This is a genomic window from Paenibacillus thermotolerans (genome assembly GCF_028745515.1).
Classification (GTDB): domain Bacteria; phylum Bacillota; class Bacilli; order Paenibacillales; family YIM-B00363; genus Paenibacillus_AE; species Paenibacillus_AE thermotolerans.
In genome coordinates, this window is sequence record NZ_JAQZSG010000050.1 from 15,267 (window position 1) to 27,632 (window position 12,366).

The window sequence follows — 12,366 nt, forward strand, 5'->3', positions numbered from 1 at the left end:
ACTTTTTTTCTTTCTAATTTAACAATTTTGTGCTATATTCAGGGCACTTATCATGGGAGAAGGAATGAACGAAATATGAAATGGACACGCATGCTGATCGGCGCCGCGGTTGCGGCGACAATACTCTATTATCCAGTACATAGCCTCGCTGCCGAGTCGGCGTCGGAGAAAAATAAAGAGACATTGATTAGAGCTTATGAAGAACTGCTGCAGCACTATTCCAAGCCCGATCAAGAAAAGCTGCTGGAGGCGGCCATCCAAGGGATGATCCAGTCGGTGGACGACCCTTATACGAATTATATGGCCCCCGACGAATACAAAGCGTTCATCGATTCGATTAATCAAAATTACGCGGGAATCGGCATTGTGGCCGTTGCGGACGAAGAACGGCTCGGGTTAGTGGTGGAAGAAGTGTTCCCCGGCACTCCTGCGGAGAAGTCGGGCCTGAAGGCCGGCGATATGATTGTGAAGGTGGACGGCAAGCTGCCGACGCCGGGCAAGGTGCAGGAGATGAACCTGCTCATCCGCGGCAAAGAGGGAACTCCGGTGACGCTGTATATTATTCGCGACGGCAAGGAGATGACTGTGCAGGCGATCCGGGCGCAAATCCAGCTTCCGCTCGTCCAGCGGACCGACATGGGCGGCGGCGTTCACGCCATCGGCATACGCTCCTTCGGCGACAAAACGACCGAAGAGTTTAAGAAGGCTTACAAGGAAGCTGCCGCGGCCGGCGCCAAAGGCATCATCCTCGATCTCCGCGGCAACGGCGGCGGCATCGTGCAAAGCGCGCTCGATATTGCGGACTTCTTCCTGAAGAAAGGCACCATCCTGATTTTCCACGACGAAGAAGGAAACGAAATGGAGATAACGGCCGACCCGGAAGGCGAAGATATTCCGCTTGCGGTGCTCATCGACGGGAACTCCGCCAGCGCGTCCGAAATGCTGGCCGGCGCACTGCAGAAAAACAAGCGTGCGATCCTGGTCGGCGAAACGTCCTTCGGCAAAGGCACGATGCAAAGCCCGGTCAACATGCCGAACGGCGCCTTCGTGAAGGTGTCGATCGAGCGCTGGGAGCTGCCGGACGGCTCGATCATCGATAAGAAAGGAATTGTGCCGGATATTCGGATCTCCCACCCGGCGCTGGCGGCCAACGCCGCGGTTCAAGCGCTGCTTCCGAAGCGGACGCAGGTGCTGACGATGACAGCCGGCAAGGATACGGCGGATTTGAACGGCGCAGTCATCGGGAAAGCTCCGAAGCCGGTTGTCAAGAACGGCAAAGTATATATTCCGCTCCGGTTCACCGTCGAGGCGCTGGGCTCCGAGGTGCGCTGGGCCGGCGGCGAAACGTCGTTCGTGCTTGGCGGGAAGGAATTCAAGGTCGGCAAAGGTCAGGATACGTTCGTTTCGGGCGGCGTCACCTTTATTTCCGCGAACGCCTTCTCCACGCTGATCGGCAAACCGTTCACCATCGGTAAAGACAAGGTTACGATCCAATACTAAATGTCAAAAGGCTGTGCCGGGCAGATCGAACGATCTCCTGGCGCAGCCTTTTTAGTGATTGCGAAGCCTTTATTCCGCCCGAAGACGGTTCCGGTTCAAGCCATAACGGACTAAGACGCACTTATTTTCCGGCCCCGGCAGCCTCTTGCCCGCCGTTCGCCCAGAATAAGTGCTTCTCAATCCGTTACTGCAGCTTCCCGCTCCGACGAGCCGGACAATAAATACGTTCGAATCCGCTATCCGCCTATGCCTCGACTTCTTCAAGCGACCCTGCCGCCGCAAGCAGCTCCGGTTTCTTATCCAAACACTTGACCCCCCCTTATTCCACAGATCCATTCCTTTAGAGTAACCTCCGGCCCTATGAATCACTGTCATAAAAATCACAGATTACGCTCCATTCTTTAACGCTTACCGCAAAATATAAGGGAAATCCCTTATTGAACCATGAAAGAAATAGGATTAAGGTCATAATATGTCGTGTATGTGAGACTTTTGTCGCATTAAGTCGAATCTCGTAGTACATAACTGAAAGTTCAAAGCAAAAGCAGCGGTTGCACAAAATTATTTTTTGTCTGCAACCGGTCTATGAATTTTTTCGGGCCGGTTTTTTTAATACTCACAAAATCTTTCATTATCATCTAGGAGGCTGCAGCTATGAAAACTGTATTCAGAAGTATCCGTACGAAAATTACGATCTGGTTTTTAATCGTGTCCCTTGTTCCTCTGCTTGCTTCATCGCTTATTACGTTCAATCAAAGCTCGGCGGAATTGACCTCGAAAGAAAAAGATTCGATGCATAATTTGGCGGAAAGCGTCGCCCAAGGCATGAACGAATGGCTGAAACGCCATATGGATGAAATGAAATTGGCGGCGAAGACGGAAATTTTGCAATCGGCGGACCCGGCGCGAATTACTTCATATGCGAAACAGATCCAAGAACAGACGAATGTGTTCGAAGGCGTCGGATTTGCGAATTTGGACGGAAAAGTGATCGCCAACTCGTCCGATACGGCCGTCGGGGTTGATATCAGCGACCGACCCTACTTTAAGAGAGGTTTGAAAGGCGAGGCGTCCTATTCCGACATCTTGAACTCCAAGTCGACGGGGAACCGGGTTATTGTCGTGGCCGCCCCGGTAAAAAACGCAGGCGGTAAAGTGATCGGTTTGATGTATGCGACCGTTAATTTCGAATCGCTCGTGCACGAATTTTTGCAAACCGATGAAAATCAGATGAAGTACTTGCTGGTCGATAATTTAGACCGCTTGCAAGTGATCGACAATAAGGATTTGATCGGCAAAAGCGTCGATGAAGCGAATCTCGGCGAACAACTTACGGCACTATTGAAAGATGGGGAGAAATCGTCCGGAACAGCGGTTTATTCGGAAAGCAACGGAAGCGAGAGCTTGCTTGCTTTTTCCCCGATCAGCGAAACAGGCTATGCCTTGTTTATGAAAGTTCCCATGTCGACGGTATTGGAAAGCACCCGATCCGTACAAACGAGCATGATGATCGTCATGGCGGTTGCGGCCGTTGTTATCATATTCGTTTCCTTGTTTGTAAGCGGAACGATTTCCAAACCGATTTCAATTGTAGTTGAGCAATTAAAGCGCGTGGCGAAAGGCGATTTGTCGGAGTCCGGCGTAAAGTTGAAAAATAAAGACGAAATCGGCGAGCTTTGGTCCAGCCTTCAAGGAATGACCGCAGATTTGCGCGCGTTAATTAACAAAATCGCATTGGCGTCGCAGCAGGTAGCGGCGGCATCGCAGCAAATTTCCGCAAGCACTGAAGAGATCGCCAGCGGAAGCACGGACCAAGCCCATTCCGCGCAGACGATGAACCATCTGTTTAAAGATTTGACGGTCGCGATTGAAACCGTGGCGGTAAGCGCCGAGCAAGCCTCCGAATTAAGCAATCAAACGGTATCCATCGCCCAGGAAGGAGGGGTGGTGGTGACCGAATCGATCACGGGCATGACCGCTGTCAATGAGCAGATGTCCCGGCTGGAGACCGACTCCAAAAAGATCGGAGATATTATCGAGGTGATTGACGATATCGCCGAGCAAACCATTTTGCTGGCATTGAATGCGGCCATCGAGGCGGCAAGAGCGGGTGAGCAAGGACGCGGTTTTGCCGTCGTTGCGGATGAGGTCCGAAAATTGGCGGAACGCAGCGGAGAAGCTACCAAGCAAATCACCGGCATCATCAAAGGCATGCAAAATAACACCGAGCTGAGCGTGAAATCCGTGTCCAATGCCGTTGAAAAAACGTCGCAAATCCGGGAAGCGTTCGACCACATCGTACGAATGGTCAACAATTCGTCCGGCAAGGTAAACGAAATTGCTTCCGCGAGCATCCAGCAATCGGCTCAATCCAAAGAAGTGCTGCAAACGATCGAGACCATCTCCGCAGCAAGCGAGGAAGCGGCCGCCGCTTCGGAGGAGACGGCAGCTACGACCCAGTCGCTCGCCAAGCTTGCCGAAGAGCTTAACGAATCGGTGTCTGTCTTTAAGACGAAGTAATCGTTTGAAGATTTTCGGAAAGGTGTGAGGTCCGTGCAAGGAAACGCCAATGAACAATATGTGGAGTTCGGCATTGAGAACGAGCAGTACGCCATCCGCATTGAAGAAATTAACGAAATTATCAAGATGCAGGATGTTACGCAGGTCCCTAATGTGATGCCCTATGTCAAAGGGGTTATCAATCTTAGAGGCAAGATCGTGCCGATTATCAGTCTTCGAAGCCTGTTCCGTCTTCCGGAGCGGGAATATACGAAGACGACGCGCATCGTCGTAGTCCGTCACAAAGAGGAACAAATCGGCATCATTGTGGATTACGTGAACAAGGTGGCCACCTTCAAGGATATTCAAGCGCCGCCGGAACGGGTCGGGGGAATCGAAGGCAATTTCTTCGTTGGACTCGGACTGACGGACAGCGGGCTCGTCGGCATACTGAAGCTGGATGAAGTTTTACTTCATAATTAGGAGAGCGGACGATGTTATCCGAATACAAAGAAGTATTCCTCGAAGAGCTGAACGAGCAGCTGCAGCTTATGGACGACGGCATCCTAAAGCTGGAGCAGGCGGGAAATTCGGAGCAAGCGATTCAAAGCCTGTTTCGTGCGGCCCATACGCTGAAGGGCTCTTCAGCCGCTATGGGCTTTGAAGAGATGAAGCGGCTGACCCACGAGATGGAGCATCTTCTCGATTTGGTCAGAAAAAACAAATTGGAAACCAGCACCGCCTTGATCGATTTGCTTTTCACGTCCTTGGATTTACTTAAGCAATTAAAAAGCGACTTCGAGAATTATGACCGTTCGTCGACGGATATATCGGAATGCGTAAGGCAACTGCAAGCATTCGCTGACAATCCGCGGGAGCTTCCTCCCGCTCTTTCGCCCGCCGCTCTCAAGCCCGAACTGAACCTGAATACGCGGTTAAAGGTGCAGGAGCTTCAAGACCAAGGGCATCGCGCGTATTGGATTCGTGTACGAATCTCTCCTGAATGCGTCATTAAAGGAGCGCGGGCCTATGTCATTTATTCCAACTTGTCCGAATGGGGAGAAGTTCTGCTTACATCCCCCGAAATTGAAGGGCTTGAGGGGCAGAACGATTCGCCGCCGGACATCTTCTATCTCTATGCGGGCAAGCAGGACTTGCAGGATATTCTGAGCTTTGTTTCCACCTTAGTGGATGTCGTTGAACACGATGTCGAGCCCGTCGAATTATCGGAAACCGTCATCGTAAATCCGGCGCCGATTGCCCCAGAGCAAGCCGAATCCGAAGAACAGGCGCAGGCTTCGGGTTCAGTCTCGGGCTCCAAATCCCCGACGATTCGAGTAAGCGTGGAGCGCCTCGAGCATCTGATGAATCTCGTAGGCGAGCTTGTCATCGATCAGACGCGGATTTTCCAAGTGAAGCGGATGCAGAGCCAGCAAGTTACCCATGAATCCGTGGACGAGCTCGGCGCAATCGCAGATCATTTGTCCCGCATTATCGGCGATTTGCAGGAAAGCGTCATGAAGGCGAGAATGCTGCCGATTGAACAGCTCTTTAACCGGTTCCCGCGCATGATTCGGGACTTGTCCCGCAACCTCGGCAAGGAGCTTGAGCTGGTGCTTGAAGGCAAAGATACGGAGCTAGACCGGACCCTGATTGAGGAAATCGCCGATCCTCTGATCCATTTAATACGGAACGCCGTAGATCATGGAATCGAAATGCCCGAGAAGAGAGAGCAGCTGGGCAAACACCGCAAGGGCACGCTTCGAATCAGAGCGGCGCATGAAGATAATCAGGTTGTCATCTACGTAGAAGACGACGGCGGCGGGATCGACCCGGCGAAGATGAAAAAATCCGCGCTGGAAAAAGCGATTATTGATCCGGCCCTTGCCGAACAGCTGACCGATAAAGAGGCTATCGAGCTGATATTCCGTCCCGGTTTTTCAACGGCTCAAGCGGTAAGCGACATTTCCGGCCGCGGCGTCGGCATGGACATCGTGAAGAGCCATATCCAAAAGCTGAACGGATTAATCGATGTGGAAACGAAATTAGGGGAAGCCACCCGCTTCATCATTAAGCTTCCTTTAACGCTCGCGATCATCGTAGGGCTGCTGGTTAAGCTCCACGACCAAACGTACATCATCCCGATGAGCAATATTACCGAAATCGTCAGAGTCACCTACGACGAGCTGATATCCGTTCGGGGACAACCGGTGATTATGCTGCGTGAGCGGGTCATACCCGTGGTGTGGATGCATGACCGCTTCGGGCTCCCAAGATCGAAGGACGGGAACAGCCACCTTTCCTTGGTCATTGTCGGATCCGCCGAAAAAAGACTGGCGCTGGCCGTCGACGAGTTGATCGGAAATCAGGAAATCGTCATTAAGTCGCTAGGCTCTTATCTCGGCAAAGCCGACTGTATCTCGGGAGCTACGATCCTAGGTGACGGGAAAATAGCGCTCATCTTGGAAATATCGGACATTATCGATTCGTTTATTCGGTTGAGGAAGTGAGCGCTTGAGTGCACGCCGGTTGGCGTGCATTTTTTGTGTTATGATGTGGAAAAAGAGTGTAAATATAGGTCGTGAGGGAGAACCGATGAATATTCGTGTGTTGAACGAGTCTGATGCCCAGCTGTACCAACAATTGCGACTGAATGCGCTAAAGACGAACCCGGAAGCTTTCGGATCGACGTATGAACGAGAAGCAGGCTTTTCATTAGAAACTGTAAGCGAACGTCTAAGACCGTCTGAAGAAAAATTTGCTTTGGGCGCTATGGATCGTAACGGACGGCTTGCAGGAACGGTAACCTTCGTTCGTGAAACAGGTCCTAAGACTAGGCACAAAGGCAACATTTACGGAATGTACGTTGTTCCGGAAGTGCGCGGTAAAGGCGTAGGAAAATCGCTCCTGCTCGAACTGATCGGGATGGCAAGACATTGTGACGGACTGGAGCAGCTGCATTTAACCGTAGTATCTGCTAACGATTCCGCAATAAAGCTTTACAAATCGCTCGGCTTCGAGGTTTACGGCATTGAGCGCGATGCATTAAAATTCAACGGGCAATATTTTGACGAGGAATTAATGGCCCTCAGGCTGTGAGCTTAAGAAACGATGTGCATGTTCCTACGGATTTGAAATGTGCGGAAGCTGAAGCGCTGGTGGACCGCTCTAACGGACAGGTTTGCAGTTATTCGGCGTTTTAATGGAGTTTGAAGTTTTAACGGACACCACTGCAGTTATTGCTTCGAAAAAGCAGGGGTAAGCGCCAAAAACCGGGGTTTTGCGTCTGTAGCGTCCGTTAGCGAGATTACGGCAGTCAAATTGACAAGATAGCGTCTGTAGCGTCCGTTAAGAAAGACCTTGTTCCTGAAGGAACAAGGTCTCGCAGCACCTACCGCACACTCGCAATAGCATCCGATTCCAGCACAGCCGGAAGCCGGCTTTCCCCGGAATCGTCGGAAACGGCCGTCCGGTACATGGCATACGCGACTTGCGTCGCCTCGATCGGACGATATTTCGCAAGCGGGCCGACCATGAGCGGAAGCAAGCGCTTCGCCCATTTCGCTCCGAGCTCTTCTCCCGGCCGCGACTCGCTCCGCTCTCCGAGCAGCAGCGACGGTCGGAATATATAAAGCTGCGGCAAACCCGCTTCTTTCAGTTTATTCTCCATGTCGCCCTTCACACGATTGTAGAAGAACAACGATCTCGGGTTTGCGCCCATGGAAGAGATCACGAGAAACCGCTTAGCCCCGGCTCGAGCCGCGACATCCGCCAATTTGACCGGATATTCGTAATCGACGGTCCGGAACGCCTCCCGCGTCTTGGCCTTCTTGATCGTCGTGCCCAGGCAGCAAAACACGTCATCCGCGCGAACGACCGATAAGCTTCCCAGCAGGTTGAAATCTAAATTAACAGGGGTCAGCTTCGGATGTTCCATAGCAAGCGGCTTTCGCACCAGCGCGATCACTTGTTCATACTCCTCGGACGCAAGCAGCCAGTCGAGCAAAATTCCGCCGACGAGCCCGGTTGCCCCCGCAATGACCGCCGTTCTTTTCTTCGCAGTTATATCCATTCGGTCCCTTCGTTCACCGGTTTATACTCCGAAAGAGCTCTTAAGCGATACGATCCGGTTAAACACCGGCCGATCCGCGCTCGAATGCTTCGGATCCACATTAAAATAGCCGTGCCGGAAAAATTGGAATTTATCGTGCGCCGCGGCATCCTTCATGTTCGGCTCCACGAACCCGTGCATCTTCACTAACGAATCCGGGTTAATTTTGTTTAAGAACGACTTATCGTTCTTGTCGGCGCCGACAAGCTCGCCGTCGACTTCCTCCGGCGCTTCGACGTCCTCGTTGACCGACCCGTCTTCATCGTGGATCAAGGGCTCGTATAGACGGAACTCTGCCGGAACGCCCTGCTTCGCATCGACCCAGTGAATCGTGCCCTTCACCTTGCGGCCCGTAAATCCGGTGCCGCTCTTCGTCTCCGGATCATAAGTGCAGCGAAGCTCCACGACATTGCCGTTCTCGTCCTTGACGGCCTCCTCGCATTTGATGAAGTACGCGTTCTTCAGACGCACTTCATTGCCGACGTACAGACGGTGATATTTCGGCGGCGGATTTTCCATAAAGTCGTCGCGCTCGATATAAATTTCCCTCGAGAACGGAATTTGCCGGACGCCCATCTCCGGATTTTCCGGATTGTTTTCCGCTTCGAGCAGCTCCGAGCCGTCCTCCGGATAGTTCGTGATGACCACCTTGAGCGGATCAAGCACGGCCATCGTTCTCGGCGCTTTCAGCTTCAAATCCTCACGGATGAAATGCTCCAGCATCCGCTCGTCGACAACCCCGCTGCTGCGGGATACGCCGGTTTCGCGGATGAACGCGCGGATCGCCTCCGGCGTATATCCGCGGCGGCGAAGGCCCGAAATCGTCGGCATGCGCGGATCGTCCCAGCCGTCGACCACCTTCTCGTCCACAAGCAGCTTCAATTTGCGCTTGCTCATCACGGCGTTCGTAAGGTTTAAGCGGCCGAATTCATACTGACGGGGGGTATGCTCCATCTCGCATTCGCGAACGACCCAGTCATAGAATGGACGTTGATCCTCGAACTCCAGCGTGCACAGCGAATGGGTAACGCCCTCGATCGCATCCTCCAGCGGGTGGGCGAAGGCGTACATCGGGTAAATGCACCATTTGTCCCCCGTGTTGTGATGCGTCGCATGCGATATGCGGTAAATGACCGGGTCGCGCAAATTGATGTTCGGAGAAGCCATGTCGATTTTCGCGCGGAGCACCTTTTCGCCGTTCTTGAATTCGCCCTTGCGCATCCGCTCGAACAAATCGAGGTTTTCCTCCACGGTGCGGTTTCGATAGGGGCTTTCTTTACCCGGCCGGCTTAACGTTCCGCGCGTCTCGCGAATTTGCTCAGCCGACTGGTCGTCCACATAAGCGAGCCCTTTGCGGATGAGCAGCACCGCCCGATCGTACATTTCTTCGAAATAATCGGAGGCGAAGAACAGGCCGTCCCATTCGAAGCCGAGCCATTGGACGTCCGCCTTAATGGAATCGACGTATTCTTGATCCTCCTTGAGCGGGTTCGTGTCGTCAAAGCGCAGGTTCGTTCTGCCCTTGAATTCATCCGCCAGCTCGAAGTTGAGCACGATGGACCTCGCATGCCCGATGTGCAGGTAACCGTTCGGCTCCGGCGGGAAGCGGGTCACGATTTCCTTCACCCGTCCGGCCTTCAAATCGTCGACTACAATGGATTTAATAAAGTGAGAATTGCCCGCCCCGGCTTCCGAGGACTTGTCCGTCGTTTTGTTGTCGTGCTCCATCGGAACTTCCCTTCCTTGTTTTGTCGCGTTACGTTAGAAATGATTTCCATCCTAAGTCTGTCCGCTTTTCACAACATAGTACCATAAATGGCGCCTTTTCTGAAATCGTTGTTGTTGGAACAAAAAAAGGGCTCCGCCGATGTGCGATGCGGGACGCCCTTTTTTCCGCTAATAGTTTTTTACCTGGAGCTGATCCAGCCGTTTGAATTCGTAGCCGAGCTTGCGCGCTTCGTCGATAATTTGTCCGAGCGCCTCGGCGTTATCCTTTGAAACCGAGTGCAGCAGAATGACCGCTCCCGGATGAAGCTGAGCCATTACTTTGTCGTATGCGTACTGCCTGCCCTTCTGCTTCTTCGTATCCCAATCGGCGTAAGCGACGGACCAAAATACGTTCGTGTAACCGAGCTGCTTGCTGACCGCCAGCATCCGTTCGCTGAATACGCCGCGCGGCGGCCGCATGAACACCATCTCCGTCTGGCCGGTGACGCTCGCCACCTCTTGCTTTACTTTGTCGAGCTCCTCCTTCATCCTGCTATCGGAAATGCGCGTCATATCGGGATGCGACCACGAGTGATTGCCGATCAGATGCCCCTCCGCCACCATACGTTTCATTAATTCCGGCTGGCTCTTCGCGTAGTGGCCGGTAACGAAGAAGACGGCGGGGACCTGTTTCTCCTTCATCACGTCGAGAATTTGTACGGTGTATCCGTTCTCGTAACCGTTATCGAATGTTAAATACAATTCCTTCTTGGACGTATCTCCTAAAAAAATCGCCCCATGCTTCATAACGATGTTTCGAAAGCCTTCCTGTGCGATCGACGGCAGGCTGCCGTTCTTGCTCTTCTTAAACCCGAAGCCGTAAGGCGTATCCGATTGTGCGGCGGCTTGGCCCCCGGTAAAGCCTGCGAAGGAAAACAGCAAGGTCATCAATAAAGCAGCGGTCAAAATGCGTCGTTTCAACTTCAATCTCCCCTTCTCTCGAATTGTGGTCCGTGTCCCTGTTTATTTTTCCATTTTTGCCGCTTGTTATGTACCGGCTCCTCCCGATTCCGTTCGAACCAGATCTCTGCCTTAGGCATATGCTGAGTTAGACCTACAGGAAAGAGGAGAACCTATGAATTTCAGGGAAGTTGCATCCTTCGAGCTGCGGTTTTGGCTGCAAATATTCGGCGACCATGCCCGGTTTATTGCGGAATCTTTGGCGCCGTCCGAAACCGAGCGCATTGCTGCAGCGGAAGCGTTCATCGTGCAATTCGACGCCTTGCTTGAGAAATCGAGGCGGGAGCTTGACGACCGGCAGCTTGCGGAGCTGGCGAACGCGTCGAGACAAGCCGGCGAAAGGCTGCGTGAGTTTAAACTGTCGCTCCTGCAAGCCCATCTGATCGGGAGCATCAAGTCCGGGCTTCCTCCGACATTCTATAATCATATGGTGAACGAATTGGAGGAGGGGTTGAGAGTTATCGACTTCCTTGCGCAGGGCCGGCAGCCTCCGGTCATGCATCCGCTGCATCACGACCTGCTCTGGCTTTTGGATGCGGCCGGCCACGCTAGCGCTATTAATGACAAGCTGGACGGTGCGGAGAAAAAACTAAAACTGCTCAGTGAAACGTACACGAAGGATTGGGAAGAGTTTTATTTGAAGGCGATCGAGCTTGCCGGTTATTTGCGGGCGAATGTGCAGCGGTTCCCCGCACTCTCCAAGTTTCATAAGGATATTGAGCTGGAGATGGCGATGTTCCGGAAGTTTCTGCAGGAGCTGGAAGAGATGCGGCTGTCGAAAGAAGCGCTCGGAACGTTTGCTCCGTTGATGGCCGATCATATGGCGCGGGAAGAGTGCTATTATTTAACAAAGCTGTCGGAGACGGCGGAGCTGAAGAGGCCGGCCTGCGACCCGACCAAGCCGCGCACGGAGGAAGTAGCTGCCGAGAATGTAAAGAAATAACGCGAACTGAAAGAGCATCCTTGCGTCCCGGATGGACTTGGGGATGCTCTTTTTGTTCGTATTACTCGGCCGACAATACGATGTGCATAACCGTCAGCTTCGGAATCGAGTACGTGAAGGAGCCGCCTTCGATGTCGGTAATTGGCGCTCTTTCCGTAATAACGGGGCTTTCGCCGTCGAATGCCCAGATTCGTGCGGATTTGTATTCGGTACCTCCCGCCAGGTTAAAGACCGCGTTCATTTCGTAATCATAGTTTTTGTTCATGACGATCAAGTGTAAATTGTCATTCTACAATCGTACGCTTCTCGGCCGCCACTTCCCCGCCGTACGACTGACTTAGCACCAAAAACACTCATGTCCATGCGGACACCACCAGGAATGAAAATGTAAAGTATGTTTTAAGACGGATCTTTCTACGATGATGGTAATGGCAGCTCAAAGGTCGAACTGATTTTGGCGGCTATACTGTCGGTGCTTTCCGCGCTTCCGATATTGTCGCTGCTACCGGTATCGCCGGTTACCACCGGTTCTAACGCTAATCGCTTTGGCGCTAACGGAACCGGGTGTCCGCTAATTTTGTCGAAA

At 52.6% G+C, this 12,366-nt stretch carries 10 protein-coding genes; 6 read left to right on the plus strand and 4 right to left on the minus strand.

Translation table 11 applies throughout. From position 1 onward, the window contains the following. The first annotated feature begins 75 nt into the window (after positions 1-75). From PT964_RS24370 to PT964_RS24390, 5 genes are all read left to right on the plus strand, one after another. Positions 76-1,500 carry a S41 family peptidase gene (locus tag PT964_RS24370; RefSeq protein ID WP_274365971.1) on the plus strand — a complete coding sequence of 475 codons (1,425 nt, stop codon included), beginning with the start codon at positions 76-78 and terminating at the stop codon, positions 1,498-1,500. Positions 1,501-2,154: 654 nt separating this feature from the next. Further along, positions 2,155-4,020 (plus strand): methyl-accepting chemotaxis protein, encoded by a 1,866-nt coding sequence (locus PT964_RS24375; protein ID WP_274365972.1) that lies wholly within the window; start codon positions 2,155-2,157, stop codon positions 4,018-4,020. Positions 4,021-4,053: 33 nt separating this feature from the next. Continuing rightward, a complete protein-coding gene (locus tag PT964_RS24380; protein WP_274365973.1) occupies positions 4,054-4,482 on the plus strand; it encodes a chemotaxis protein CheW in 429 nt (142 codons plus the stop codon). A gap of 11 nt (positions 4,483-4,493) precedes the next feature. Then, positions 4,494-6,509 carry a chemotaxis protein CheA gene (locus PT964_RS24385; protein WP_274365974.1) on the plus strand — a complete coding sequence of 672 codons (2,016 nt, stop codon included), beginning with the start codon at positions 4,494-4,496 and terminating at the stop codon, positions 6,507-6,509. A gap of 85 nt (positions 6,510-6,594) precedes the next feature. Then, positions 6,595-7,098 (plus strand): GNAT family N-acetyltransferase, encoded by a 504-nt coding sequence (locus tag PT964_RS24390; protein WP_274365975.1) that lies wholly within the window; start codon positions 6,595-6,597, stop codon positions 7,096-7,098. A gap of 292 nt (positions 7,099-7,390) precedes the next feature. Here PT964_RS24390 and PT964_RS24395 read toward each other — a convergent pair whose 3' ends face one another. The 3 genes from PT964_RS24395 to pdaA all read right to left on the minus strand — a co-directional run bounded on the left by PT964_RS24395 (position 7,391) and on the right by pdaA (position 10,765). Then, the gene (locus PT964_RS24395) at positions 7,391-8,071 is read right to left on the minus strand and encodes an oxidoreductase (protein WP_274365976.1); all 681 of its coding nucleotides are present in this window, start codon (positions 8,069-8,071) and stop codon (positions 7,391-7,393) included. A 21-nt stretch (positions 8,072-8,092) separates the two neighbouring features. Further along, positions 8,093-9,838 carry a glutamine--tRNA ligase/YqeY domain fusion protein gene (locus tag PT964_RS24400; protein WP_274365977.1) on the minus strand — a complete coding sequence of 582 codons (1,746 nt, stop codon included), beginning with the start codon at positions 9,836-9,838 and terminating at the stop codon, positions 8,093-8,095. A gap of 168 nt (positions 9,839-10,006) precedes the next feature. Further along, the gene (gene pdaA, locus PT964_RS24405) at positions 10,007-10,765 is read right to left on the minus strand and encodes a delta-lactam-biosynthetic de-N-acetylase (RefSeq protein WP_425262795.1); all 759 of its coding nucleotides are present in this window, start codon (positions 10,763-10,765) and stop codon (positions 10,007-10,009) included. A gap of 187 nt (positions 10,766-10,952) precedes the next feature. Between pdaA and PT964_RS24410 the strand changes: the two genes are divergently transcribed. Beyond that, on the plus strand, positions 10,953-11,780 hold the full coding sequence (locus PT964_RS24410) for a DUF2935 domain-containing protein (protein ID WP_274365979.1): 828 nt from the start codon (positions 10,953-10,955) through the stop codon (positions 11,778-11,780). Positions 11,781-11,841: 61 nt separating this feature from the next. Here PT964_RS24410 and PT964_RS24415 read toward each other — a convergent pair whose 3' ends face one another. Continuing rightward, the gene (locus PT964_RS24415; protein WP_274365980.1) at positions 11,842-12,054 is read right to left on the minus strand and encodes a hypothetical protein; all 213 of its coding nucleotides are present in this window, start codon (positions 12,052-12,054) and stop codon (positions 11,842-11,844) included. Positions 12,055-12,366: the final 312 nt, after the last annotated feature.